The sequence below is a fragment of the Spirosoma aerophilum genome (genome assembly GCF_054782495.1).
Window position 1 is genome coordinate 592,799 of sequence record NZ_BAAGSJ010000009.1, and the last position, 26,473, is coordinate 619,271.

General features: G+C 52.1%; 19 protein-coding genes. 8 read left to right on the plus strand and 11 right to left on the minus strand.

Going from position 1 to position 26,473, the window contains the following annotated elements:
• Positions 1-166 precede the first annotated feature (166 nt).
• A complete protein-coding gene (locus ACYVK4_RS10170; RefSeq protein ID WP_461127387.1) occupies positions 167-784 on the minus strand; it encodes a thioredoxin family protein in 618 nt (205 codons plus the stop codon).
• A gap of 296 nt (positions 785-1,080) precedes the next feature.
• On the opposite strand from ACYVK4_RS10170, the gene ACYVK4_RS10175 reads away from it, so the two are divergent.
• Entirely contained in the window at positions 1,081-1,692 is a 612-nt protein-coding gene (locus ACYVK4_RS10175) for a TetR/AcrR family transcriptional regulator (RefSeq protein ID WP_461127388.1), read from the plus strand.
• A 110-nt stretch (positions 1,693-1,802) separates the two neighbouring features.
• Positions 1,803-3,185: a TolC family protein gene (locus tag ACYVK4_RS10180; RefSeq protein WP_461127389.1), complete on the plus strand. Its 1,383-nt coding sequence runs from the start codon at positions 1,803-1,805 to the stop codon at positions 3,183-3,185.
• 104 nt (positions 3,186-3,289) lie between these two features.
• Here the strand turns inward: ACYVK4_RS10180 and ACYVK4_RS10185 are convergent, their stop codons facing one another.
• On the minus strand, positions 3,290-3,487 hold the full coding sequence (locus ACYVK4_RS10185) for a DUF433 domain-containing protein (protein WP_461127390.1): 198 nt from the start codon (positions 3,485-3,487) through the stop codon (positions 3,290-3,292).
• A 77-nt stretch (positions 3,488-3,564) separates the two neighbouring features.
• Between ACYVK4_RS10185 and ACYVK4_RS10190 the strand changes: the two genes are divergently transcribed.
• The gene (locus ACYVK4_RS10190) at positions 3,565-4,641 is read left to right on the plus strand and encodes an efflux RND transporter periplasmic adaptor subunit (RefSeq protein WP_461127391.1); all 1,077 of its coding nucleotides are present in this window, start codon (positions 3,565-3,567) and stop codon (positions 4,639-4,641) included.
• 103 nt (positions 4,642-4,744) lie between these two features.
• A complete protein-coding gene (locus tag ACYVK4_RS10195) occupies positions 4,745-7,825 on the plus strand; it encodes an efflux RND transporter permease subunit (RefSeq protein ID WP_461127392.1) in 3,081 nt (1,026 codons plus the stop codon).
• A 79-nt stretch (positions 7,826-7,904) separates the two neighbouring features.
• Here the strand turns inward: ACYVK4_RS10195 and ACYVK4_RS10200 are convergent, their stop codons facing one another.
• From ACYVK4_RS10200 to ACYVK4_RS10215, 4 genes are all read right to left on the minus strand, one after another.
• Positions 7,905-10,967, minus strand: a complete 3,063-nt coding sequence (locus tag ACYVK4_RS10200) for an endonuclease/exonuclease/phosphatase family protein (RefSeq protein WP_461127393.1) — start codon at positions 10,965-10,967, stop codon at positions 7,905-7,907.
• Between the two features lie 143 nt (positions 10,968-11,110).
• Complete coding sequence (locus tag ACYVK4_RS10205; RefSeq protein ID WP_461127394.1) at positions 11,111-12,223, minus strand: T9SS type A sorting domain-containing protein; 1,113 nt, start codon at positions 12,221-12,223, stop codon at positions 11,111-11,113.
• A gap of 54 nt (positions 12,224-12,277) precedes the next feature.
• A complete protein-coding gene (locus ACYVK4_RS10210) occupies positions 12,278-13,441 on the minus strand; it encodes an AIR synthase related protein (RefSeq protein WP_461127395.1) in 1,164 nt (387 codons plus the stop codon).
• A 208-nt stretch (positions 13,442-13,649) separates the two neighbouring features.
• Complete coding sequence (locus ACYVK4_RS10215; protein ID WP_461127396.1) at positions 13,650-14,615, minus strand: Gfo/Idh/MocA family protein; 966 nt, start codon at positions 14,613-14,615, stop codon at positions 13,650-13,652.
• A gap of 107 nt (positions 14,616-14,722) precedes the next feature.
• Between ACYVK4_RS10215 and ACYVK4_RS10220 the strand changes: the two genes are divergently transcribed.
• Positions 14,723-15,586 carry a DUF481 domain-containing protein gene (locus ACYVK4_RS10220; protein ID WP_461127397.1) on the plus strand — a complete coding sequence of 288 codons (864 nt, stop codon included), beginning with the start codon at positions 14,723-14,725 and terminating at the stop codon, positions 15,584-15,586.
• A gap of 95 nt (positions 15,587-15,681) precedes the next feature.
• Here ACYVK4_RS10220 and ACYVK4_RS10225 read toward each other — a convergent pair whose 3' ends face one another.
• The 4 genes from ACYVK4_RS10225 to ACYVK4_RS10240 all read right to left on the minus strand — a co-directional run bounded on the left by ACYVK4_RS10225 (position 15,682) and on the right by ACYVK4_RS10240 (position 20,219).
• Positions 15,682-16,482: a LysM peptidoglycan-binding domain-containing protein gene (locus ACYVK4_RS10225; protein WP_461127398.1), complete on the minus strand. Its 801-nt coding sequence runs from the start codon at positions 16,480-16,482 to the stop codon at positions 15,682-15,684.
• 17 nt (positions 16,483-16,499) lie between these two features.
• The gene (gene purE, locus ACYVK4_RS10230) at positions 16,500-16,982 is read right to left on the minus strand and encodes a 5-(carboxyamino)imidazole ribonucleotide mutase (protein WP_461127399.1); all 483 of its coding nucleotides are present in this window, start codon (positions 16,980-16,982) and stop codon (positions 16,500-16,502) included.
• Positions 16,983-17,419: 437 nt separating this feature from the next.
• Positions 17,420-18,667: a DUF1501 domain-containing protein gene (locus ACYVK4_RS10235; RefSeq protein ID WP_461127400.1), complete on the minus strand. Its 1,248-nt coding sequence runs from the start codon at positions 18,665-18,667 to the stop codon at positions 17,420-17,422.
• Between the two features lie 115 nt (positions 18,668-18,782).
• Positions 18,783-20,219, minus strand: a complete 1,437-nt coding sequence (locus ACYVK4_RS10240) for a DUF1800 domain-containing protein (RefSeq protein ID WP_461127401.1) — start codon at positions 20,217-20,219, stop codon at positions 18,783-18,785.
• A 351-nt stretch (positions 20,220-20,570) separates the two neighbouring features.
• On the opposite strand from ACYVK4_RS10240, the gene ACYVK4_RS10245 reads away from it, so the two are divergent.
• Positions 20,571-20,984: an antitoxin Xre/MbcA/ParS toxin-binding domain-containing protein gene (locus tag ACYVK4_RS10245; protein ID WP_461127402.1), complete on the plus strand. Its 414-nt coding sequence runs from the start codon at positions 20,571-20,573 to the stop codon at positions 20,982-20,984.
• A gap of 8 nt (positions 20,985-20,992) precedes the next feature.
• Entirely contained in the window at positions 20,993-21,463 is a 471-nt protein-coding gene (locus ACYVK4_RS10250) for an RES family NAD+ phosphorylase (protein ID WP_461127403.1), read from the plus strand.
• A 46-nt stretch (positions 21,464-21,509) separates the two neighbouring features.
• On the opposite strand, the gene ACYVK4_RS10255 is transcribed toward ACYVK4_RS10250, so the two are convergent.
• Complete coding sequence (locus ACYVK4_RS10255; protein ID WP_461127404.1) at positions 21,510-22,031, minus strand: hypothetical protein; 522 nt, start codon at positions 22,029-22,031, stop codon at positions 21,510-21,512.
• A gap of 347 nt (positions 22,032-22,378) precedes the next feature.
• Between ACYVK4_RS10255 and ACYVK4_RS10260 the strand changes: the two genes are divergently transcribed.
• On the plus strand, positions 22,379-26,434 hold the full coding sequence (locus ACYVK4_RS10260; RefSeq protein WP_461127405.1) for a S8 family serine peptidase: 4,056 nt from the start codon (positions 22,379-22,381) through the stop codon (positions 26,432-26,434).
• Positions 26,435-26,473: the final 39 nt, after the last annotated feature.

A 26,473-nucleotide genomic window follows, 5' to 3' on the forward strand; every position in this document is an offset into this window, starting at 1 on the left:
TCGGTAAGTCGGTAAGTCGGTAAGTCGGTAAGTCGGTAAGTTGGTAAGTTGGTAAGTTGGTAAGTTGGTAACTGACGCGAAAGCAACACTCATGCGTCAGCTACTTACCAACTTAGGCGTAGCCGCTTACTGACTTACTGACTTACTAACTTACCGACTTACCAACTTATTTCCACTTAACCGCACAACCGATTGGTTTGGTAATAGGCGATTGAACCGGTCGGCCGGCTAATAGATTGGTGACAGCTTCCTCAATATACCGGCGTTGTACGCTGCCTCCGTCCTGTGGGCTATCGTCGATGGCTCCCAGGTATTCAAGGATAAACTGCCCATTAACTTGTTTTAGCACAAACACTTCCGGCGTTCGGGCTGCGCCAAAAGCGCGCGCTGTTGACTGGGTTTCATCTATGGCATAAACGAACGGATAGGCTTTGTCGCGGGAGCGGATCTGCATATTCTCGAACGAGTCATCTTCATAAGCCTTCGGGTCGTTGGGCATGATGGCAAGCACGGGGTAATCCTGTGATGAAAATTTACGATCCAACGCGATCAGCCGGTCTTCGTAAGCTTTTGAGAAAGGGCAGTGATTACTCATAAAAACGACAATCAAACCCTTCTGAGAACGGTAGTCTGCCAGCGTGATCTGGCGGTTATCCACGTTTTTTAAACGGAAATCGGCCACAGCATCCCCCAAACTGTATCCTTTTACTCCCTGAGCCATACCTGATTGAGTTAGTATCAGAACCAGCAAACCAGCTAACAACCAACTCGATATTAATTTCATTTCCGTCTTATTAAATGTTCCCTTATTAGATATGCCAAAGTTCATAAAGATTAATCTACACTTTGCTTCAGCGAGTATATTTTAACAATATACCTGAGTAAGTTAGGCATTGACCCTCTCCACTATCAACCTTTGTTTACTGATTTACAATCTCGATAATTTAAATAGAATAACCAGCCGCTTTGTAGATGTATTAAAAAAAACAACCGTTTAGTCAAAACAAGAATAAAATACACAAGCAAATAGTTATTTACTAAACAGTGTTCAGTAAGTTTGCATCGTTAATTATTTTTTAAATGGGTATTACGGAACGGAAAGAGCGGGAACGGGAAGAGATGCGGAAACTGATTCTGGATGCAGCCCAGAAACTGTTTCTAGCCAATGGCTACGACAAGGTCAGTATCCGCAACATTGCCGATGAGATCGAGTATAGCCCGGCTACGCTTTACCTCTATTTTAAAGACAAGAATGAACTGCTTTTTGCCCTTCACCAACGTGGTTTCGTGAAGATGGTACAGGAGTTTCAGCCATTGTTGTTGCTGAATGACCCGTTTGAAAAACTGGTTGAGATGGGCCGTTCGTATATCCGTTTCGCCGTCGAAAATCCAGAGCTGTTCGATCTGATGTTTATCATGAATGCGCCTATGGATAAGCTCGACAAAGAAAACTGGGTAGAAGGCGATCAGGCGTTTGGCTTACTTATGCAGGTCGTTCAGGAATGTATGGATGCGGGCGTTTTTCAAAAACACGATATCCAATCGACATCGATGATGATCTGGAGTAGCATTCATGGCTACACAGCGCTGTTCCTGCGAAAACGCCTGGGCATGTTTGCCGAATGCGATGTGCCGGTTATTATGGATGATTCGTTCAATTTGTTCTGCGAAACGTTACGGCGTGGGTTGTAAAAGTCAATGGATAATGTACAATATACGGCTTAGGAAACCATCATCCATTTATTAATAGTCCTATTTTTTTACCCAGTCACTAAACACTGTTCATTAACTAATATACGATCATGAATCTCATTCTCAACCGTATCCGCTACTTGAGTCTGTTGCTTCCCCTATCGGTTGTAGCCCAGCCGGCCCCAACACCTGCCTCTCCCGTTCTGGATGGTTATGTTCGTGAGGGTCTGGCCAACAACCTCGCACTCCGACAGGAATCGCTGGAGATTAGCCGTGTAACGGAATCTCTCAATCAGGCGAAGTCGCTATTTTATCCGCGGGTGGCCTTCAACCCGACCTATTCAATGGCAGCTGGTGGACGACGCCTGGAATTCCCAGTGGGCGACCTGCTCAATCCGGCCTATAAAGCGTTGAATCAGTTGACCGGCTCGGACAAATTTCCGACCAATATCGAGAATGTGAACCAGTTGCTGGCACCCAACAACTTCCACGACACCAAAATCAGTGTCAACTACGCCATTTTCAATACGGACATTCAATACAACTACCTTATTCAGAAACAGCTACTTACCTCGCAGGAAGCCCGTCGGCGGGTTGTCGAAAATGAACTGCGTTATACCATTGCCACGGCCTATTATCAGTATCTGCAAACGCTCGATGCCATTCGTATTTACGAAAACTCGCGAAACGTCCTGACGGAACTGACGCGCCTGAATGAAAAGCTGGTTCACAACAACGTGGCCACCAAAGAAGTGGTGACCTCGGCCCGCTACGAGATCAGCAAAGTGGATCAACAACTGGCTGTTGCGCAGAAAAACCGCGAAACCGCCCGCGCTTATTTCAATTTCCTCCTCAACCGCGATCTTCAGACAACGGTCGACGTCGACTCGTCGCTCACGAAAATTTTGCCCGAGTCGAAAGAGAACGTGACAGACTTGCAGCAAACCGCCTTGCGCGGACGGCAGGAACTGGCCCAGGTGAACAGTTCGCTAAGTGCGGCTCAAACCGCCGTTAAACTGGCCGAAGCCAACGCCAATATTCCAAACGTGTATGTGGGAGCCAACACGGGTTTTCAGGGATTCGGCTACACATTCCAGAATCAGGCGTATCTGGTAGCGCAGGTGGGCTTGCAGTGGGATCTGTTCCGGGGCTATGAGAAGCGGTCGAAGATTCAGCAGGCTAAAATCCAGACCAACGCGCTGCAAACCCGGTTGCAGGAAGTGCCGCGACAAATTCAGTTACAGGTGCTACAGGCGTACTACGACCTGGATGCGGCTACCGAAAGCCTGTCTGCCACCCAGAGTGGCATGCTCAACGCCGACCAGACGTTTCGGGTTATCGACAGCAAATACCGCAACGGGCAGTCGCTGCTGATCGAATTTTTGCGCTACCAAAACGACCGACTGACGGCCCAACTGCAGCACTCACTGGCTCGCATGGATATACTCGTGAAACGGGCCGCGCTGGACCGGGCCGTGGCTGTAGGGCAGTAAGGCATACCTGCCGTGGTGTCGGGTTCTTAAACCCGACAGGTAAGGTTTCTCAAAACCTCATGACACAGACTCTACGAGGTTTTGAGAAACCTCACTTGTCAGTTTTAAGAAACTGACAGCACCGAAGAGTCCAGTGCAGCCAGAGTTTGTTCGTGTTTAACTGAAGGGAAATCGTCAATAAACTCATTTACGGTATGACCACCTTTAACGTAGTCGACCAAGTTTTTAACCGGGACACGCGTGTTAAAAAAAACCGGCGTTCCGCTCTGAATATCCGGATGTATTGTGATGATCTGATTCATGATTGACCGTAATAGTGATGTACACGCGTAGAAATAGATACAACTTGACAAAAGTGTCTCAGTAAACAATTGACCACATGAAACCACTACATATTCTTCTCTCTTTATCATTTTCTGTTCTCCTCTGGGCCTGTAGCAGCAAAGCCGACAAAGCACCGACCAATGAGGTAGCTCAAACCGCTGATGAGGTTGTTGTACCCATCAAACTAATACCAGTCAGCACCGTTGTCCGGGCCGAACCGGTGGTGGCCTCAGGTCTGGTCTCGTCGGCGCAGGAAGCGCGGATGTCGTTCAAGGTTGGTGGTATTATCAACCGGATGTTTGTGGAAGAAGGGCAGTCCGTTCGGAAGGGGCAACTGCTGGCGACGCTTGACTTGACCGAGATCAATGCCCAGGTAGCTCAGGCGCAACTGGCCAACGAAAAAGCCGAACGCGATCTGGGACGCGTCAAGAGCCTCTACGCCGACACAGCCGCTACCCTCGAACAGCTCCAGAATGCGACGACCGGCACCAGTGTCGCGAAGCAGAACCTGACCATTGCCCAGTTCAATCAAAGCTACGCTCAAATCCGCTCCACGGTTGACGGTACCGTAACGCGTAAAGTGACCAACGCAGGTGAGTTTGTGGCCCCCGGCGCATCGGTTTACCTGATCTCATCCAATCGCCGGAGCGACTGGGTTGTACGGGTCGGTGTGTCGGATAAAGACTGGGCGCGGCTTCGGTTGGGAAATCGGGCCAGCATTACACTCGATGCCTATCCTGACAAAACGTTTACGGGTACCGTGACTGAGTTGGCGCAGGCGGCCGACCCCGTCAACAAATTGTATGAAATAGAGGTACGGATTGATCCGGGTACGGCCAAATTCGCCCCCGGTCTGTTCGCGAAAGTAACGCTTGTGCCGGCCCAGAGCCGCAGCTACACCCTCGTGCCCGTCGAAGCGATTGTAGAGGGCAATGGAAAGGATGGCTTTGTGTATGTGCTGGCCAATGGCCGACCATCTTCAGGACCGCTTCATGTACGCAGGCAGTCCATACAAATCGGATACCTGGATGGCGATAAAGTCCTGGTGACCAACGGGCTAGCTGGCGTTAAAGATGTTGTCACGGCTGGTTCCGCCTTTCTTACAGAAGAGTCCACTGTAGTAGTTAAATGAACTCCTCATAGGAGCGCGGATGAAACGGGTTGAACAGATGAAAACGAATCTGTCCTAATCCGTGCAATCCGTTTCATCCGCGCTCCTATCTCCTTCTAATAACATGAACTTATCCGAATTTTCCGTCAAAAACTGGCAGTTTATGCTGATATTGTTCCTGGGTGTGGCCGCGCTTGGCGTCAACTCCCTGCTGAACATGCCCAGGGGCGAAGACCCCGAATTTACCGCGCCCGAATTTGCGATAGCGGTTGTTTATCCCGGTACCGATGCCCTCGACATGGAGGAACTGGTTGTGGACCCGGCCGAAAAGCGATTCAACGAACTCGATAACATCAAACACGTGATCACCAGCGTCGATGATGGGCTGGCCGTGTTCCGGGTAGCGTATGAATATAGCGAAGATCCCGACGAGAAGTACCAAGAAATCGTGCGCGAAGTGGGGGCGTTGAAAAGCGAACTCCCCGCCGATATTTTCAAGATCGACATCATCAAGTTTTCGCCTTCCGATGTCAACATTGTGCAGGTCGCGCTCCAGTCGGAAGTGGCGTCGGATAAAGATCTGGGTAACTATGCCGATGCGTTGAAAAAACGGCTGGAGAAAGTAACCAGCCTGAAAAATGTACAGGACTGGGGCTATGCTGCCGGTGTCGTGCGCGTATCACTTAATATCGAAAAGATGGCGCAGGAAGGCATTCCAACCAACCGCGTCATTGGCGCATTGCAGGCTGAAAACGCCAATATCCCCGGTGGAAGTGTTCAGATCGGGAGCCGTAAATTCAACGTTAAAACGGCGGGCGATTATCAGTCGCTGGACGAAATCAGAAATACCATCGTCTCGAGTAACGGCCAGAAAATCATCCATCTGCGCGACATTGCCGATGTGGACTACAACCTCGAAGACGAAACCCACATTACCCGGCTCGATGGTCACCGGGCGGTATTGATAACGGCCAGTCAGAAAATAGGCGAAAACATCGACAAGGTGGGTAAACAGATCAACCCCATCATTGAGGATTTCGCCAAAACCCTGCCCACACATATCAAGCTGGTCAAGAATTTCGATCAGGCCGCCAGTGTGAACAAACGGCTGGGTCACTTTGCTACTGACTTCGCCATTGCCATTCTGCTGGTCTCGCTCACGCTCTTGCCACTGGGTTTTCGGGCAGCCGTGGTGGTCATGATCTCGATTCCACTGTCATTGTCCATCGGTTTGTCGTTGCTCAATGCCTTTGGCTACAGCATCAACCAGTTGAGCATCGTCGGGCTGATTGTGGCGCTGGGTATTCTGGTCGACGACAGCATTGTGGTTGTTGAAAACATTGAGCGATACCTACGCGAAGGCTACTCCAGGCGGGAAGCGGCTATCAAGGCCACGAGCCAGATCACGCTGGCCGTTATTGGCTGTACCGTTACATTGATTCTGGCCTTTTTACCGCTGCTGTTCCTGCCCGAAGCGTCCGGCGATTTTATCCGGTCGCTGCCGATGGCGGTCGTCACGACCATTTTAGCGTCGTTGCTGGTGTCGCTAACGATTGTGCCATTCCTGGCCAGCCGGATTCTGAAAGAAGAGCATAACCCCGAGGGTAACATCTTTCTGCGGGCACTCAAAAAACTCATCAGCGGTTCCTACAGTCGGCTGTTGAACGTAGCGCTGGAACGTCCGGTCATTACGCTGCTGGTGGCACTGGCAATTTTCGGAGGGGCTTTATCACTGTCGGGGAAAGTAGGGTTCGGTCTGTTTCCGGCCTCGGAGAAACCGCAGTTTCTGATCAACATCGAAACGCCCGACGGCAGCAGCCTGAGCGAAACCAACCGCGTGGCGCGCTATGTGGAGAGCAAGCTGAAACGGAACCCCAACATCCGGCACTTTACCACGAACGTTGGCCGGGGCAATCCGCGTATTTATTACAACATCATCCAGCGGAACGAGTCAGCGAATTTCTCTCAATTCTACGTTCAGCTTAACGACATAGCGCCCCCCGAAAAACGGGCGATTATTGATGAATACCGAGATCTGTTCGCGCTGTATCCCAACGCTAAAATCGAAGTGAAAGATTTTGAGCAGGGACCCAATCAGGAAGCACCGGTGGCTATCCGGGTATTTGGCGAAAACCTCGACACCCTGCGCACGGTAGCGGCCCGGGTTGAAACCATTCTAAAGCAAACAGCGGGAACCATTTACGTAAATAACCCACTGGCCAACCGCAAGACCGACCTGCGCATCAAGATCAACAAAGAGAAAGCCGGGTTGCTGGGCCTGTCCATCGCCGATATTAACCGCACCATCCGGCTGGCCATCGCTGGTTTGAACGTCGGCACGTTTAAAGCCCCGAACGAGGATGACGATTATACGATCAACGTGACCTTACCCAAAGGTCGTATCGCTGACCAATCAGTGCTGAAGAATCTGTACGTCAACACAGTAACGGGCAGCTCGGTACCCCTGAGTCAGGTCGCCGATCTGCAATTTGAAACCGGTACGAACCTGATCCGGCATTACGATAAAGACCGCTTCATTACCGTAACGGCCTTCGTCAAAACCGGGTTTCTGGTCGATAATGTCTATACCGACGTGCTGAAAAAGCTCGACACCATGAAGTTTCCAACCGGGTTCCGGTACCAGGCTGCTGGCGAACTGGAAAGCCGGGAGCAGTCGTTTGGTGGCTTGGGTACCATCATCCTAATCACGATTTTCGGCTTCATGGCCGTGCTGATTCTGGAGTTCGGCACGATAAAAAGTACCCTGATTGTGCTATCGGTTATTCCGTTGGGTATCATCGGCGCCATTGCAGCCCTGCTTCTGACGGGTAATCCGTTCTCGTTCGTTGCCATCATCGGCCTGATCGCCCTGATCGGGATTGAGGTCAAAAACTCCATTTTGCTGGTGGACTTCACCAACCAGCTTCGCGAAGGGGGTGTCCCGCTGGTGGAAGCCATCAAGGAAGCAGGCGAAGTTCGATTTGTCCCTATAGTACTCACCTCGATGACTGCCATTGGTGGCCTGATGCCGCTCGCCCTCGAAGCCAATCCACTCTATTCTCCGCTGGCCTGGGTGCTCATTGGTGGACTTATTTCCAGCACACTGCTCTCCCGAATCGTCACGCCGGTATTGTATAAGCTGCTGCCGCCGAAGGTTGAGATGAAAGTAGGAAGAGCCGAAGAACAGGAATCCGTATTAGCCTGAAAAGACAAGGCGTGCCACGGTGCTAAACCCTGGCACGCCTTGAAACTGTGGTAGCAACCGGGACGGTCGGCACTACAATCTACCGTATCACCACCTTTCGTACAAGGCGTGTGGTACCTGAATTGGCCCGCAACAAGTACACGCCCGGACTGAGCGTCTGCGCCGTTGTAAACACCATCGATCCATCGGTCTGGGTTTGGCCCTGCACGGTCAGCTCACGCCCCGTCAGGGTCGTTAAGTGAAAGCTGGCGTTGGGCAGGTTACGAATCACCACTCGGATTGCCTGGTTATCGGTTGGGTTGCCGAGGATCTCCATCCCAGGGGTTAGGTTATCCATCACTACCGATATAATTTTTGAATAGGCTGTCTGCCCATCGAGGTCAACCTGCTTCAACCGGTAGTAGTTGGTGCCGCTCAGAGGATGCTCATCAAGTAGCCCATACGTTTTTGTGGATTGAGCGTCGCCCGCGGCCGCCACCCGACCGATGGCCCCAAACTCACGGGCATCGACGCTCCGCTCCACGTCAAAATAAGCACTGTTCGTTTCGTTGGCGGTTGTCCACGACAGCGCAACGCGCTCCCCTACCGGTTTTGTTTCGAAAGACGACAGACGAACGGGTAGAGGTCCACTCGCATTCGCAACAGTAAATCGGGCGAAGGTCGGGTAGTGGTCGGAGGTGGTAAGCGCATAGTTGACAACAGCGGGCCGTACAGAAGCCACCGAGGCTGCTACGTAGGCGGTTGCCAGTTCATTCGAGACGGTAATATGGTCGATGGCATCCGTGAAGTTGGCATCTGTATTACAGCCATTTGCACTTAGCTCGCTGGAAACAACCGTGTAGTTCGTGGCATCACTCACGAAGTTGGCATAGGAAGAAGGGTTGCCAGCGGCAATGGACTGATCGACATCATCATTGTAATCGCCCGCTATAATCAGGTTCGCGCTTCCGTAATTGGCATCCAGCTCAGCCTTCAGGTCGATAATATCCTGTTTCCGTCGATTGTAATCAGCCTGCGCCGAGCCTGATTTAGCGTGAATATCTACGATATGTACTTTGCGGGTCTGACCGGCTACGGTTACATTCGCGACGAACAGATAAGGCAGACGTCCCGACGCCCAGGCATCGCTTCGCGGTGTACCGGCATAGTTATATTTGTCGGCCAGCAGGGGTTTGCTCTCGGCCGCAATCATCGAGACAACGCTGGTCTTGTACATCACACAAACTTTCTGGTTGATAGCCGTCGGGTTGAATCCCTGCGGGTTGCCATTGGCATCGCAGAGGTCCTGAAAGAAGTAGGATGTGTACTGATCCGAACAGCTAAGTGCGTATCCCGTCGGCATGTTGGCGATCAGCAGATTTTTATCGCTCACCTCCTGCAACACATACATATCGGCGTTGAAGGCATCCATCACCGACCGAACGTTCTGGGCCTGAAGGGCCTCATTCGTGGGGCCATTGTCGGCATAGCTTTTGGAGCCGTTCGTGCAGGTGAACGAACCCCCATCGAAACCGTACCATTCGAGGTTCCAGCTGACCAGACTCAATGTCTGGTCGTTGTCGGAAATATCGCGTCCGGTCGGGCAGGTAATAATGGTTGGTGGTGGCGGGGGCACGTCCGAACCGGGAATATCAAAAATGGCCCGTGGGTTAAGTTGAATCACATTCTTCGACGCATCGGTGGGTATATACCGATCGGCAATACCCGTTACTGACAGAGCACCCGTAGGTTTTGTGGCACCTACCAGATCAGAGGCACTCGTTATGAACAATTCCGCAGCGCCATCGCCGGTTGTGATCGGGTACGTGCCAGCTGCGCCCCCCTGAAAGGTAGCGCCGGAGCCACCGATGGTTGTATTCTGAACCGCCACGAGTTGGCCCTCAAACGTACCGGCAATAAGCTGAGGAATGGTTATGACCTGGGGCGTAACGGGCTGATTGGTGTTGTCGACCTTCGAAAATGCCGTCACGCCATTAATTTCTTTCTTCCCCTGAAACAGGGCCACCGGACCCGTTACCTGCACCCGGTCACCGAGCTGCACCTGATTTCCGTAGCTCGTGGTTGGGTCATAAACAGCGATACCACCCGTTGCATCCTGAATATAAAACAGCTTGCCGCCAAACTGGCTGCTTACCGTTACGCGCCCCTGAATGGTGACGGTAGTACCCACCTGGCCACGAGCCGTTGCGATAGTTGTTGGGCCGTTGGCCGCATCGACCGTGCCACTAACGGTAACGTTTTGGGTGGCAGCACCCGCACTTACATGGGTAATAGCCCCGTTTACAGTACCGCTCCCAACCCCCGTCAGCCGAACACTGATGGCGGTGGCGGCCACTACCCCACCCGACTGCATCAACGTTTGTGTACCGGCATAACTGCTGCCGTTGTCCTTGCTGAGTTCGTATCCCGTTGGGGCCGTAATCGTTAGGTCGGTCGTCAAGTTGGCTGCGGAAACCGTGTATGATTTTGCGGCTGAAGGCGTACCCGGAACGGCAGCGAAACTTGATAATGAAGCTGGGTTAACCGATATAAGAGGGGCCGTTGGATCAAGCGGGCCAGCCGAACCAGTTACGGTAATGTTATCGAACCGCCACGTCCCTCCGGCCCCACTGGCGCCATAGCCATAGATGCGGAAGGTGATCGGCGTACCAACATTTTGAAACGTGGCATTGGCACTCAGCGATACCACGCGCGACGTAAACGACCCGTTGGACGTTGGCGACGTTGTTGAGGTGGGCGTGGTGTTGATGTCGGCCGCAAAATTGTCCAGACTCGACCGCAGCACCCAGGTTGTAGGGCCTGTACCCGACCGCTGTTCATCGAAGGAAAGCTGGTTTACCGAGACCTTGAAACCGGACACCGGACTCAGGCCAAATTCAACGTATTTGTTGGCATCCGGACTGGTCACATTCCAGGCCGAGCCCGAAAAGGCTTTGCCGGCAGACGGGTTTCCCGCCGGATACGTAGGTCCGGTAACGGCTGACCCGATGGTTGTGTTCGTTGCGGACACATTGGATGCAACGGCTGTGGGCACTGGCGTTGAGGTATCGAAGTTCCATTGCGCCAGGGTCGTCTGTGCATAGGAAGAACCCGCCAGCAGCCACAAACAGGCTACCAGCGTTCGTTGTAAAAGTTGATTCATCGTTGAGTAAGGTTGAATGAGATGAAGTACCAAAAATACACCCGCATCAGTTACGTAAATATTAAGTTTAAACACTAGCCCCTTTCAAAAGAAAAAACCGACTGTACGGTCGGCAATAACTTCCATATACATTCAGTTAACGGCTACCGGATCAAAACAGCCACTACCTGTCGGCCGTTGGTCGTTCGTACGTCCAGCCAGTATGCACCAACTGGCAGCGGTTGCGCAAAAAACAGATCGGCCTCGCCCGGTTTACGAACCACCTGCCCCTGCACCACCTCGCCCGTAACAGTCAACAGGCGTATGGCTGCATCGTCAGCATTCCAGAGTCGTACGTGAATTTGGTCGGGGTCTGCCGGATTAGGGTATACCGAAATGACTGGCTCATTTGCCCGAACAATCGTTGAGATTGGTTTGTATGCGTGTGCAGTCCCGTTGATGTCGATTTGTTTGAGCCGGTAGTAATTCACGCCGGACTTCGGATTCAGGTCCGTCAGCCCATAATACTGCGGCTCATTCGTGGCACCATGAGCGGCAACCGTACCTATAGACACAAACTCGCTCAGATCATGGCTGCGCTCGACCAGGAAGTGATCGGCGTTGTATTCATTCGCGGTTTTCCAGGCTAGTTGAACACGATCGCCCTCGGCTTTGGCCGTGAAGGAAAGTAAAGTAACCGGGAGCACAACCGCATTGATCTGAATTTCGTCCAGTTTGAGTGTTCCGCCCCCTGCCGCTGGGTTACAGGCATAAATACGGAAGGTGATGGCATTAGCCTGATTACTAAACCCGGCACCGGTCAAGGCGATCGATGCCACCTGATAATTTGTCGAAATACCCTGTGAATGAAGGTCACTACTAAATCCATTCACACTCGACCGGACGGTCAATTGCTGCGGCCCCTGCGCCGAACGGGCAAAAGCGAATGATAGCGATGTGAGCGTAATAGTCGCTGTGCCCACGGGTTGAACGGAAAATTGAACGTACTCCGTTTGGTTACAGAGCGTTGTCGACCAATTTTGCACGTTAGCCCCCAGGTTGACATACCCTGCTGAATACGGACTTACAGCCAGTAGGTTAATGCCTGTATAGGAAGCTGACGAAGCCGTTACCAACCCACTTGACGATGTACCGTTACTGTTTCCCTCAAAGCTCCAGCCAGCCGTAAACGGGGTCGTCTGGGCGTGCGCTGTTGATGGTAGCAACAGGACAATAAGTATACATAGTATGTAGATACGTTTGGCAGCAGGCGTCATAGTCGCGAAGACATTGTCCGCCTGCAAGGTATCTACAAAAAATCAATATGTCACTTAATAAATAAATTCACCTACTTCCCCTTTGATCGTTACCCGCTTACCTTCATAAGCTTCCACCCGACCAATTATCTGAGCCTCGATGCCGAACGACTGGGCAATCTCAATAACACGCTGCGCATTATCCTCCGACAAATAGACTTCCAGTCGGTGGCCCATATTAAAGACCTTATACATCTCCTGCCAGCTCGTGCCGCTTTCGGCCTGAATCAGTCGGAAGAGGGGCGGAATCGGAAACAGGTTATCTTTAATAATATGAACGTTATCGACAAAATGAAGCACTTTGGTTTGCGCCCCGCCCGAGCAGTGAACCATACCATGAATAGCCGGTCGAAGCTCATCCAGCAACATTTTGGCAACGGGTGCATAGGTTCGTGTGGGCGACAAAATAAGCTGGCCCACGGTTCTGTCAACCGACGGCACGGCATCCGTCAACCGTTTCGATCCGCTGTAAATCAGTGAATTGTCAATGGCAGGATCGAAACTTTCGGGGTATTGGTCGGCGAGGTACTTAGCCAGTACATCATGACGGGCCGAGGTGAGTCCGTTGCTGCCCATGCCCCCGTTGTAGGCCGTTTCGTACGTAGCCTGACCGAATGAGGCCAGCCCGACAACTACATCACCAGCCTGAATACGGTCGTTACTGATAACCTGATCGCGTCGCATGCGGGCGATAACGGTGCTGTCGACAATGACCGTACGCACCAGATCACCCACATCGGCGGTTTCGCCCCCGGTGCTGTAAATTTCGATACCGTGGTCGCGCAGCATTTGCAGCACCTCCTCAGTACCGTTGATGATTTCGGCAATGACATCGCCGGGAATCAGGTTTTTATTCCGCCCAATTGTCGACGACAGCAACATGGGTCCCGTAGCACCCACGCAAATCAGATCGTCGGTATTCATCACAATGGCATCCTGCGCAATACCTTTCCAAACGCTTAGATCACCGGTTTCGCGCCAGTAGAGGTACGCCAGTGCCGACTTTGTTCCGGCTCCATCGGCGTGCATGATTGTACAAAAGTCGGGGTCACCGGCCAGTGTATCGGGCACAATTTTGCAGAAAGCTTTTGGAAACAGTCCCTTGTCGAGCTGGGCAATGGCGTTGTGAACGTCTTCTTTACTGGCGGAAACTCCGCGCTGGGCATAGCGGTCAGTCATGCCGCAAAGGTAAGGAGAAAAGGGATTAATGGGATGTAAAAGGGAGGAGAGGGAGTGAAGGGAGGAGAGGGAGTAAAGGGAGGAGAGGGAGTAAAGGGAGGAGAGGGAAGAAAGGGAGCAAAGAGAGGAAGAGAGGAAGAGACTAAATAACTATTCCTCCCTCTACTCCCTCTACTCCCTCTACTCCCTCTACTCCCTCTACTCCCTCTCAATAAACAATTCCCGCTTCGGCACGGACGGCGTCGAGCAGAGCCATCAGGTTCAGGCTGTCATCGAGCGACCACAAAGGGCTTTCGGTTTTTCCTTCAGCCAGACACTGCATCACATGGCGGGCTTCGTAGTCGTAGCCGTGGGTGGTCCGGGTAAAGTCAAATACGGTAGGCTCTCCTTCGGCTGGCTCCAGCGAAACAGCCATCGTTTCGTGAAAACGGCCGTGTACACGAATCTGGCCCGTTTCGCCCTGAATCAGCCCGACACAATCTGTTTTTGCCTGTAAAGTGCTGTCCAGCAACGCAATTTGTGCATCGGCATAGGTAAGCACCATACCGCATTGCTCATCGACACCCGTTGAGCCAAAAATAGCGGACGCTTTGATAGTTTTGGGCTTGCCCAGCATCAGGTAGGAAAAGAACAGCGGGTAAATACCAATATCGAGCAGCGAGCCACCGCCCAGGGCTTTGTCGAACAGGCGGCCTTCGGGCGAAAAAGGTGCTTTGAACCCAAAGTCAGCCTTCACCGAAACGACCTTACCAATGGCCCCCGACTGAACGAGTTCCAACGCTTTTTCGATGCCCGGCATAAACCGGCTCCATAGGGCCTCCATCAGAAAAACCCCTTTTGTACGGGCTGCCTCGACCATTTCCTGAACCTGTTCACCATTCATAGCAAACGGTTTTTCGCCCAACACAGGGATGTTGCCATTCAGCAGCATGAGGGCGTTTTCGTGGTGTTTGATGTGCGGAGTCGCCACATATACCACATCCAGATCAGGTAACGAGAGGAGTTCTTCATACGAGCCGAATGCGTGCGGGGCATTGTACTCTTTGGCAAATTCTTCGGCCCGCTGCAGGTTTGTCGACGCAACGGCATACAGCTGTGCATCGGGCAGCGTGAGTAAATCCTGTGCAAACTTATGGGCGATGCGGCCCGGTCCTAAAATTCCCCAGCGAGTCATGGTTAAAGGCGTAATTGAGTGCTAATCTTTTCGATAAAATGACCAGTTGGTCAGTCCTCAAATGTATCTTTTTTTTCTAAGTTGCAGCCTCAACAACTCAGCATTCTGTGAAAAGCATTTCGTTCTTATTCTTGCTTGCCTGTTTTCTAACTACTTACTCTCCCCTCTTTGCTCAAATTGTTGAGCAGCCTGACCCGCTACGCCCATCGACCGCAACCCGCGACAGTACCAAAACAAAAACGCCCGCCGACTCCAGCAAAGCAGACACGTTAGCTCAATCGGTAGCCCGGAAAGATAGTGCTCCCCCAGCCCAGATACGTATTTTTCGATACCGCTTTACCGCCGACGGCACCATCACATCGGGAAACGTCAACCGCACCCTGCTTCAATTGACGAGTGCTCTCGATTACGAATTAAGCAATCTCTTTAAGTTGTCCAGTAATCCTTCTTTCGTGTATGGCAGACAGAATGGCTTCCTGTCCGAACGCGAATGGTTTGGCGATTTTCGGACGACGTATAGGTACGAGAAACGGCTCTACTACCTGGCTTTTGGGTCGTTTGAGCGCAGTAACCTCCGGCAAATCAACAAACGATGGACTGTGGCGGGTGGTCTGGGGTATAAACTACTGAATCGCAAAAAAGCCTATATCTCCGTGACGGATGTAATTATGAACGAAAACACCGACTTTTTCGAACTTAGCGATATCTACATCGTCCGTAATTCGGTGCGGCTATTCGGGGAGTACAAGTTTGATAACGATCGGTTTACCGTCACGCACACAGCGTTTTATCAACCCGCTCTGGGTCAATACAATGTGCGGTGGAACGCTAGCCTGAGTGTTCAGGTAAAACTAACGTCGGCCACCAGCCTGCGAACAACACTGGCTAACGCCTACGAAAGTCTGGTCGTACCCGGCCGCCAAAATAACGACCTGCGGTTTACAATGGGGCTGGTGTATGAGCGGAAATAAAGGAAAAAAGGGAGGAGGGGGACGAGAGGGAAAAAGGATTGGCGCATCATGCTTCCCTTTACTCGCTCTCGTCCCCCTCCTCCCTTTTCTCCCTGCTACTGTTTCTCCGGGAAAGGGATAATCAGTTTCTCACCACGGGTGGCGATGTCCTTGTCTTTCTTGTTGGCGCGCATGATGGCCTCTTTGCTGACACCGTACTTCTCGGCAACGACCCGGAGGACATCGCCCGCCCCAACCGTGTGTACGGCCATGGCTTTGACGTTCAGTTTGGTTACCCCCGCTTTAATGTCGCTCTCCGATACGCCGGGATTCATGGCCTTCAGCGTATTGATCTTCATGTTGTAGCGATTCGCCACCCCGTAAAACGTTTCACCTGCTCCAACGGTATACTTGCTGGAAACACCACCGGGTTTAACGGCTACTTTTTCAACGGATACTTCGGCCTTTGGCTTCTCGGCTTTCGGTTTCTCGACGGGCTTCTCGACCTTGGGCTTAACTTCAGCGGGTTTCTCCGCAACCGGCTTCTCTTCAGGGGCTGCTTTGCCGTTGGTCGTTTCACGGTTGTCTTCGGCCACTTCTTCGGCCGTGGCATTCGCTTCGGGCGCATCGGGTGGTGGTGCCGCCTGCGACAAATCGACAGGCGCGGGTTGCGAGGTCGTGTCTTTTTCTTCCGGTGCCATCAGCATCTCGGGGTCGTTTTGAGCCAGAGGCTGCTGCGACGTTGTGTCGAGGGCCACGTTCGTCAACTCGTCAGACCCATTGGTGTCGTCGGTAATGTACCCGTACCCAATGTAAAGAAGCGCAGCAATAATGCCCACCAACACAATAAGTGTAATGGCTGGCAGACTGGAATTAGCCGCCGGGCGTGGATTGGATGATTGGTTCTCGGCATCCATAACGTTTATAGATTGGGTTAGGGTGTGGTCAACTGGCGACTCATGTCAGCCACTTTTTCCTTTAAATTTTCTTTGAACTGGCTAAGGTTGCCAGCCACTTTCTCATCGAACGTTCCAACGATCTGTGCCGCCAGAATACCGGCATTGCGCGCTCCGTCAAGGGCCATGGTCGCTACGGGCACACCACCGGGCATTTGAAGAATGGACAGGACCGAATCCCAGCCATCTATTGAATTACTGGATTTTACAGGAACGCCAATGACGGGAAGAATCGTAAGCGACGCCACCATACCGGGCAAGTGAGCTGCCCCTCCCGCTCCGGCAATAATGACCCGAAGGCCCCGGTCGCGGGCAGACTTGGCGTAATCGACCATTTTCTCGGGTGTCCGGTGGGCCGACACAATATCCATTTCCCACGATACACCCAACTCGGTTAAGATGTCGGCGGCCTCCTGCATAACCTTGCGGTCGGAGAGACTACCCATAATGATACCTACCATTCAGAAGACTATGAATTTGACTCTCTGCGAAATAACGCAGTTTACCGCAGATTCTGGCCGCAACGCAGCGATTTTTTTATTATGGCACGAAATCAGTCGAGTCTTCCTGCTTTGATACTGGACTTACTCCCAACCCCTAAATCCCCTGAAGGCCGGGCGGCCGGTGCCGGACTTTGCTCCCATTTAGACAAAGTCCCTTTCAGGGCAGGGCTGTTAAGGGCTGAACGTTAACGCTGAATCGGACCGCCGAAGCGGGCGTGTTATAATTACAGAAAAACGTTAATTCGATTTTATGTAGAACCCCGAAGGGGTGAAATAATGTCACCCCTTCGGGGTTCTAAGTAGGTCATTTCGCTATATTCTATAATCCTGTCATCCCTTCGGGATTAGAACTTAACAGTCCTGCCCTGAATCCCCTTCAGGGTAAAGATTACTTTCTACACGATCTTGACGCCATCGAATTTTCGTCCAAGAATAGCAACATCGTCGGCCCCCAGATAATCCCGCAAAAGTGTCGCGTAGATCTGCCGGAAGTCAACGGAATAGGTCAGGTCACCGTCCGTTAGTTTCGTCAGGTTGGGGGATTCATTCAGCACCCGACGGGAGGGTAAACCACCACCCACCAGAAACACGTTGTTAGCTGTACCATGGTCGGTACCGTTGCTGGCGTTCTGCTTCACCCGTCGGCCAAACTCCGAAAAGGTCATCAGAAGCACATCGTTCTGCCGACCAGCGGTTTTCAGATCGGCCATGAACGCTCCGACGGCTTCGGCATACTGACCCAGCAAACGGTCCTGCTGCCCCGGCTGGTTAATGTGGGTATCGAATCCGCTGATAGACACGTAATAAACGCTCGTATCAATACCCGCCTGAATCAACTGCGACACGGTTTTGAGTCGATTACCCAGTTCACTATTCGGGAAAGTCGTCAGGATTGTACCGGCTGGGGCTGGCGCAACCGATCGCCCGGCCCGGCTCGACTTTTCGTACACATAATCGGCAGACGATACCGTTTCGGCCAGTGTCTTGTAGAGGTACGCTACCGATTCAGGCTCGTGCGCTCCATGACCGGCAAGCGGTTCGTTACCCAGCCCTTTTACGAAACCGCTGCGGGTCTGGTTGTATAGCTTTTTAGGGTCCAGCATGGCCAGCCCATTCAATGCATTCCCTTTCATGGCCAGACTCAGCGTATCATCGACCTCAATGGTTCGAAACGGCTGTTGGGCCTTTCCCGCGCAGGCTGCATCCAGGTACCGCCCTACCCAGCCCGTGTTTTCATACTTATCTGAATCACTGGCGGTTTGCCAAATATCCATCGACCGAAAATGCGAACGGTCGGGGTTGGGGTAGCCGACGTTGTTGATAACGGTCAACAGCCCCTCGTCATACAGAGCTTTCAACGACCCCATCGCCGGGTGCAGCCCAATGTCGTCGTTTAGTTGAAGGACTTTTTCGGGCCGGATGGCAATGGTTGGGCGCTCCCGGTAATAAATATCGTTTCGGTAAGGGATCACGGTATTTAACCCGTCATTGCCGCCCGACAATTGTACCACCACCAGAATTTTACCGTTCGACGCGGGTCCTTTTCCCAGCATCTGCGACTCATAGGCCTTCAGGAAGTGCGGAATCAGCATAGTCCCCGCCGTCGTAAAAGCCGATTTTTTGATGAAGTTTCTACGGTTCATAGTGAAAATGAGTCAGTAAGTTGGTAAGTCAGTAAGTCAGTAAGTGGCTGGCGCCAGTGATTGTGATGCGTCAGCCACTTACTGACTTACTGACTTAGGCGTAGCCGCTTACCGACTATGTTAGTTGATACTCCGGCAGGCCCATGAGGGCTGCGGTTAGGGTGTGTATGCGTTCGGGGCGCGTTTGATCGGGTCTGGTTTGTTTCTCGATCAACGCGCGTTGTTGTGGATTCAGCGGAAAGGGCAGCAAGGTTGACGCCAGGGCATCGGTCAGGCCGGCGTCTGGTGTTTTATTGAATGCGTTCTCAAAATCGGACCAGTTGACCGTGGTGCGGAATGTCGCATTACCCCGCCGGGCCAGGAGTTGTGTGTTTACATCGCCATCTTCTTTCGGCTTTACGGTCACTTCCGTGGCTTTCAGAATGTAATTGGGCAGTTGCATCCGAAACAGCAGACTCGACGAGTCGATCCAGTTTTTGCCGCCCGGCCAGCCCGCTACGTTGGGTGGATAAAACAACAATTGGCCCAGCGTTCGCTGAACGAAAATCTGCGGTTGCGGTTGGTCGAACTGAACGCCCAGCGTGTGGCGCACCCCCGCCAGCAACTCGACCGGCGACTTAATGTGTGCCCCGATATTTTTGGTATCGTAGAACCAGTCGGCCGTGAATATCGTCTCCATCAGATCCGTAATGTCGTAGCCGCTTTTGTAGAACTGGTCGGCCAGTGCATCGACCTGCTTCTTGTCCTCAGTTTCGTTGACGAAAAAGCGGTAGAGCTTCGCGGTAATGAAGCGGGCCGTTTGCCGGTTTTCCAGCAACATCGCGATTACATCTTCCCCTATGAAAGGCCCCGTTTTCCCAAAAATGGTTTTCTCCCCTTCGTCGTGCACCTGCGGCCGAAACACAAACTGACCTTCGGGTGTGAACTGCCAGCCCGTAAAGGCGCGGGCCGCTTCTTTAATATCGTGTTCGGAATAATTACCCCGCCCCAGCGTAAACAGCTCCATCACTTCGCGGGCAAAATTCTCGTTTGGCGCGTTTTTCCGGTTCTGCTGGTTGTTCAGAAACTGGAGCATGGCCGGTTCTTTGGATACCGCCATCAGCAAATCACCGAAGGTACCCAGGGCGTTTTGCCGAAGGGTATTGGCATACTGCTGCATAAAGAGCGGATTGCGCCCCTGCGTCCGGCAGGCGAAGTGCCCATGCCAGAACAGCGCCATTTTCTCCCGCAGGGCTGCTTTGCCGGTCGACATCCGGTCGAGCCATTGCAGGTTGAGATCGCGCACTTTTTCAGCGTTGTCCCGAATACGCTCTTTCAGCATATCCCGATCCAGCTGCCCCTGCCGAAACAGACCTTTCAACTGCTTTTTGGTTTCGTTCTCGTCGGCCTCCACCACACGTAAGGGCACGACTTCTTTGCTGTCGGTAAACAACTGGCGCACCGCTTTTCGTAAAGGTTTCCGCGACGCTTCGTCCAGTTCAGCGGGAGTCGCCCCGAAAGCTGCCCGTGCGAACAGATACCGGGTTTGTTGCTGTCTTGTCAGTTTATCCATGCCTGTCGACGTCTGCGTATTGACCTATGACAAGTTACAAAGTGAAGCGTTTAATAGTGAGGAGATTAAATTTTCATAATATGCTGATTGGCAAGGACTTGCCCGGTTCCCTAAAATCTTCTCAGATTTTACTCAGTATAGCTATCTATTTTACTCAATGAACTGAGTAAACTAAACTTATTCGGCATGGCTAAACTGGTTAAAGTGCTTTAGATGATCAAAATGATCTTCCTCTAGCCGATTTCATACGCTTGGAACCCAGTAATCTGTTCTAACTCTAATTAGAACGATCAACGAACGAATGTGTGAATTATTTCCTCTATCTTTAAGACATAATTCACTTGAACTTGTATGGCAACGTCCGCATCTGAAACAGTACCACCCAGTATTGTTTCCCCTTTTAGCCTGATCAGTTCCTCACGTCAAGGCGTATTACGGGCACAGGTAGATGAGATTGCGGCTTTGGTTGGCTTGACCGACAAAGAAATGGCCTTTGCCTTGAATATGACGTCCCGTAATCTTCACCGGCTAAAAGATGACCAGCGGTTTGGCGTCGATGCATCGGAGCGGCTGCTGCTACTAAAAAACCTGTTAATACATGCGCTGGATACATTTGAAGGCCGCAAATTTATTGTGCTTCAATGGCTACGGACACCCATTCGGGAACTGAACAACCAACCCCCTATTCAATTATTGGATACCATAACCGGCTTTGGTTTGGTTGATGATGTGCTGGGACGATTGGATTATGGACTACCCGCCTGAATAGACTCATGCCCACCGTTTATCGCATTATTAGGGATAAATTCCGTCACGACCCTCTATCCGTTGAGGGGAGTCGTCTGTTTGGTGGTCGCTGGAATTCTAAAGGTACGGGCGTCTTGTATGCCACCTCTACGCCCGAATTAGGCCTGGTTGAAACCCTGGCTCATGCGCCAGCCATTCGCTATGAGGATTTGCCCACCTATTGGGTATTTTCAATTGACGTACCCGACGACATCCGGTATTATCGGCGGGATGAGTTACCCGACTTTTGGCAGGACGAAACCTATGAGCGAACACAGCATTGGTTGGCCGATTGGTTAGCAGCTCCCGACCGACTGGCCGTTGCCGTACCGTCCGTTCTGGTCCCACTTTCGTATAACATTATTCTTCACCCAGCCCATCCTCAGTTCACCCAACTCCGAATTTTGGATCAGGAAATCCAGCCCGTTGACCGGCGGCTTTGGCGGGTAGTGGACTAAGAGGCTCCCCGCATCTAATAGTTACTATCTGTAATAAATGTACGCGTTAAAGAGCTAGCCCTTTTTGAAAAGATCCGTCTTTAATAAAAGTGATAATCGTATTAGTAGAATTTTTAGTGCTGCCTATAGGCCAGGAGTATTCCCACATTTTAGGCTTTCCATATTTATCTAAAACTGGTCGTCCTTGAGGATCTAATTCGGGAACTTGCTTCGGAGGAGGAGCTAAAGGAGAATTTAAGGCAACGTGACCTCGAAGTATTTCCCGTAGGCACTTCGATTCATCTTTCGTTAGCGTATCTCTATGACTATGATCATAGCGTAGTACCAAATGATTACTTATTCGAGTCCAGGCGATAGGTGCTATACAATCAGTACAATGACCTTGAAAAGGAGCAATCCAAATGTACTCCTCAAACTGTGTTTGGGCCCACATTTGCCAAGTGGTTTGGCCTTGTTCATTCACCGATTCAGCCGAATGAATCAGACCATAATCAGGCTTTAAAAGGCCTTTCTGCTCGCATTCCCGAATAAATTGTTTAAGAATTCTTTGCCGTTTTTTTGTCCTCAAAATCGACTCTCTTACAGAGCTGCGCCTGTGAAGAAAGACACCAAATGGAAAGCATTAGAACGATAAAAAACTATAACCATAATCTGTTCCTTATTCATCACAACACTTTTTGAGCATTATAGCATATTACCCTTCTCTAATTCAGGACCATACATACCCCCAAAGTAGATATAAATACTTTTCAAATTATAGTTACCAATATCAACATGGACGACTGGACGCTAACACATTAAAAAGTCAATAAAACAACCAGCCCATTCACTCCGTTACGCAACAGAAACACGCTTTTATTCGTACAGATTATATACCTCATACCCAGTACGGCATCGACTTTATTTTACTTCTTTATGTCTCAACGTTTATGGTCTCGCACGGGCTGGCTAACTGTTTTATTGGCCGTCATTTTCTCCAGTCTTCTCACTGCACAATCGTTACCCCAATACAGTAGCTTACAACGAGCGCAGCAGAAGGAACTGCAAAAAACGATTGAGCAGGTACAAACGGCCAACTATGCCCTGGCCGTTACCAAAGCGCAGCAATTGAACCGCCCAATCATGCAGATTTCACCGTCGGGGCGGATTGTCATGTTGCGCGGCATTAGCCCCACGGGCGAACTCCTCTACGACGCGACGTACAGCACCACCAAAGCAGGCATCAGCACCCATACCAATGCACTCTATGCAGGGGGTACGCTGGGGGTATCCCTGTCGGGCAGCACACTTACGGATAAACTGGCAATCTGGGACGGCGGCAAAGTCCGGGATACCCACATCGAATTTCGGAATGGTACCGGCAGTCGGGTGGTGCAGGTCGATAATGCCACGACGCTGTCCAGCCACTCTACCCACGTAGCCGGTATTATGATGGCGGGTGGCGTAAACCCGGATGTAAAAGGGATGGCCTTTGGCACAAACCTGCGGGCGTATGATTTCAGCCGCGATGTGACCGAGATGAGTGCGGCTGCGGCTAACCTGCTCATATCGAACCACTCCTATGGCACCAACGCGGGCTGGGTCTATAACGACACCCGAACGACAGCCACAAAATGGGAGTGGTGGGGCGACACAACAATCAGCAAAACCGAAGATTATAAGTTTGGCTTCTACGATGCCACAACCGTATCGTGGGATAGACTTACTCAGAATGCCCCGTACTACCTGATCGTAAAATCGGGCGGAAACAGTCATGGCTCCGACGGCCCCGGCGCCGGACAGCCGTACTATCTGGGCACCAGCAACGTCACCAGTACAGTAGCCCGCAAGGATCAGGAAGGGTATGATCAGATCAGTACGTATGGCAACGCCAAAAACGTCCTTTCCGTAGCGGCCGTGGGCAATCTGAACTACGGCTACAACCAGGCGGGCGATGTGCCGCTGAGCAATTTTACCAGTTGGGGGCCCACCGATGATGGACGTATCAAACCCGATCTGGCCGGTATTGGCGTCGGCATCCTGTCGTCAAGCTCCGAAAGCGACAGCGCTTATGTCGTTTATGATGGCACGTCGATGGCGTCGCCCAATGTAGCGGGTTCGCTCCTGCTGCTACAGGAACTCTATTCGCAGCGCAACAGCGGTAAGTATTTGCGGGCATCGACCCTGAAAGGGCTGGCCCTGCACACCGCCGACGAAGCCGGAACGACTCTTGGCCCTGATTATAAATACGGCTGGGGCCTGCTCAACGCCGAAAAAGCTGGGCGCGTCATCCTGAACAGTAACCAGAACCATTTGCTCGACGAACGCACCCTGAACCAGGGCGAAACATACTCCCTCACGGTTGTTGCCTCGGGATTGGGGCCGCTCGTTTCTACCATTTGCTGGACCGACCCCGCCGGAACCGCCACGGCGGCATCAGCCGCGACCCTGAACGACCGAACACCCAAGCTCGTCAACGACCTCGACATCCGCATCAGCGATGGTCAGGCGGCAACCCTGCCCTGGATTCTGGACCCCAACAACCCATCGGCCGCAGCGACGCGGGGCGACAACATTCGTGACAATGTCGAACAGGTTTTGCTGGCAAATCCCGTTCCCGGCCGGTCCTATACCATTACCGTTGCCAGCAAAGGAACACTGAGTGGGGGCAAGCAGGATTATGCCCTACTCGTAAGTGGCGTTGGCGGCAAAGCCTACTGTGCCTCGGGGGCCAGCTCGACCGCCGATACAAAAATCAATCAGGTTCAGTTTGCCAGCATCAACCAGGCCGGGGCCAATGGCTGTACGGCCTACAATGACTTCTCACAATCCGTAGCCACCGTACAGGCGGGTCAACAGATTCCGTTAACCGTATCGCTGGGCACGTGTGGAGCGGCCAGAAATGTGATTGTCAAAGCCTTCGCCGACTGGAATCAGAACGGCAGTTTCGATGATGCGGGTGAAACGCTGGCCACATCGGGCGTGCTGGCAAACTCAGCGCAGTTTGTCGCTACGATAACGATTCCATCAACGGTTCAGACGGCGCAGAATGTACGATTCCGTATTGTTGCCGTGGAGACGTCTGATCCCTCAGCCGTGGTTGCCTGCGGGAGTTATGGCAATGGCGAAACCCAGGATTATGTGCTGAATGTTGTACAGACGACCAACGATGTTGGTGCCATAGCCTTGATCTCTCCCGAAACGAACTTCTGCGGGCAAACGGGTACCGATATTACGGTTTCGGTTCGGCTGCGCAACTATGGCACGGCCAATCAGACCAACGTGCCTGTCAGCGTTAGAATTACCGATATCAATAACAACGAGGTAGCGACACTGACCGGAACGGTTCCCAACATTGCCGCTTTTCGGGAGAGCACCCTGTCACTACCCCTGCCGGCCAGTGTTTCGCTGGTGGCTTCCCAGACCTACCGCTTTACGGTATCGAGTGGGCTCGGCAGCGATCAAAATGCAGTTAACAATACCATTACCACAACCCGCATTACGGCTCCCGTTCCGGCCAACGGTATCTTTAGCGTGACCCGTTGCGGCAGCGACACCACCATTGCCCTGCGGAATATCAGTGCCGGTACGGCTTTTTGGTATGATGCGCCCACGGGTGGCAATCTGCTGGCGGCAGGCAATCTGGTAGCCGTGAAATCGATACCATCGAGTGGTCAGCTTTACGCTACCCTGAACGACTTCTCGGCTACCATTGGCCCGGCTACCAAATCGGTATTTGGCGGAGGCACCTACGGCACCGCTTTCCAGCCTGCCCCGCTGATCAGTACCGCCATTCCTTTACTGATCGAGAAGGCCCGGCTGTACATTGGCTCGGCGGGAACACTGACGTTTACAGTTCGTAAATACGACAACACGGCCATATCGAGCGTAACGCTAAATGTTACCCCCACCCGCACGCAAAGTGTAACGACCTCTACCGGAGGTACTTATCCCGACGACCCCAACGACCCCGGCGCGATCTATCCGCTGAATCTTCGCATCCCGGCAGCAGGCGATTATAAGATCACCATCGACTACGACGACGGGGCTTCCATTTTCCGCAGTAACGTAGCGGTGAATGGTTTTCCCTATCAGATAAAAACGCAGAATGGCCAGCCCATCGTTACTATTAAAGGGTCGTTGTTTAACAACGGTACAACGACCGATACGCTGAAAACAGCCTGGTATTATTTCTACAACATGAGCGTCCGGGCATTGGATTGTCCCAGTCCGCAACGGATAGCCGTCACACCCACCAGCGGCACCGGCACCACGGCCACGATCACACCCAACGGCTCTACCAGCGTATGTCAGGGCGGCAGCGTGTTGCTGCAGGCCAATACCGGCACCGGGTTGACCTATCAGTGGTATCGAAATGGGAGTGCTGTAACAGGCGCTACCAGCAGCAGCCTTCTGGCGGCAGCCGCCGGGAGTTATGTGGTGCAGGTAGCCAATAACTGCCTGCCTGTTAGTTCGTCCGCAGTAGTCGTAACCACCCTGACTGCCCAAACTCCCACGATAACAACGAACGGGTTTACCTTAAGCTCCAATGCCACCATGAATATTCAATGGCTGTTGAACGGGGTGCCGATTGTTGGGGCCACTTCGCCAACTTACACCGTTGCACAAAGTGGGCGTTATTCCGTCAAGGGCAGTGTGAACGGGTGTGGAGAAGCCATCTCGGGCGAGGTATTTCTGACGATCCTGGGAACGGAGCCAACGACCGACGATGGTTCCCTGAGTGTTTACCCTAATCCGGCCACGCGGCAGGTTACTGTTTCCATGGAGGCTGCCCTGGCTTTGCCCAGATCGCCAGCGGTCCGTCTGACGAACCTGAGCGGTCAAACGGTTCGGACGGGCGTTCTTTTGCGGGATGGAAAAAATTATTCAACAATTTTTGATGTCGCCGATTTGCCGGGCGGTACGTTTTTTGTAGTTGTAGAAGACGACCAGACGCAGAGCGTCCGGGTGAAACGGATTCGCAAGCAATAATCGTCAACCGATCTGCAACGTCTATACAAGGATATTTTA

Coding starts and splice junctions, on each gene's coding strand:
- ACYVK4_RS10170 (WP_461127387.1), bottom strand. CDS start 784: ATGAAATTAATATCGAGTTGGTTGTTAGCTGGTTTGCTGGTTCTGATA.
- ACYVK4_RS10175 (WP_461127388.1), top strand. CDS start 1,081: ATGGGTATTACGGAACGGAAAGAGCGGGAACGGGAAGAGATGCGGAAA.
- ACYVK4_RS10180 (WP_461127389.1), top strand. CDS start 1,803: ATGAATCTCATTCTCAACCGTATCCGCTACTTGAGTCTGTTGCTTCCC.
- ACYVK4_RS10185 (WP_461127390.1), bottom strand. CDS start 3,487: ATGAATCAGATCATCACAATACATCCGGATATTCAGAGCGGAACGCCG.
- ACYVK4_RS10190 (WP_461127391.1), top strand. CDS start 3,565: ATGAAACCACTACATATTCTTCTCTCTTTATCATTTTCTGTTCTCCTC.
- ACYVK4_RS10195 (WP_461127392.1), top strand. CDS start 4,745: ATGAACTTATCCGAATTTTCCGTCAAAAACTGGCAGTTTATGCTGATA.
- ACYVK4_RS10200 (WP_461127393.1), bottom strand. CDS start 10,967: ATGAATCAACTTTTACAACGAACGCTGGTAGCCTGTTTGTGGCTGCTG.
- ACYVK4_RS10205 (WP_461127394.1), bottom strand. CDS start 12,223: ATGACGCCTGCTGCCAAACGTATCTACATACTATGTATACTTATTGTC.
- ACYVK4_RS10210 (WP_461127395.1), bottom strand. CDS start 13,441: ATGACTGACCGCTATGCCCAGCGCGGAGTTTCCGCCAGTAAAGAAGAC.
- ACYVK4_RS10215 (WP_461127396.1), bottom strand. CDS start 14,615: ATGACTCGCTGGGGAATTTTAGGACCGGGCCGCATCGCCCATAAGTTT.
- ACYVK4_RS10225 (WP_461127398.1), bottom strand. CDS start 16,482: ATGGATGCCGAGAACCAATCATCCAATCCACGCCCGGCGGCTAATTCC.
- purE (WP_461127399.1), bottom strand. CDS start 16,982: ATGGTAGGTATCATTATGGGTAGTCTCTCCGACCGCAAGGTTATGCAG.
- ACYVK4_RS10235 (WP_461127400.1), bottom strand. CDS start 18,667: ATGAACCGTAGAAACTTCATCAAAAAATCGGCTTTTACGACGGCGGGG.
- ACYVK4_RS10240 (WP_461127401.1), bottom strand. CDS start 20,219: ATGGATAAACTGACAAGACAGCAACAAACCCGGTATCTGTTCGCACGG.
- ACYVK4_RS10245 (WP_461127402.1), top strand. CDS start 20,571: ATGGCAACGTCCGCATCTGAAACAGTACCACCCAGTATTGTTTCCCCT.
- ACYVK4_RS10250 (WP_461127403.1), top strand. CDS start 20,993: ATGCCCACCGTTTATCGCATTATTAGGGATAAATTCCGTCACGACCCT.
- ACYVK4_RS10260 (WP_461127405.1), top strand. CDS start 22,379: ATGTCTCAACGTTTATGGTCTCGCACGGGCTGGCTAACTGTTTTATTG.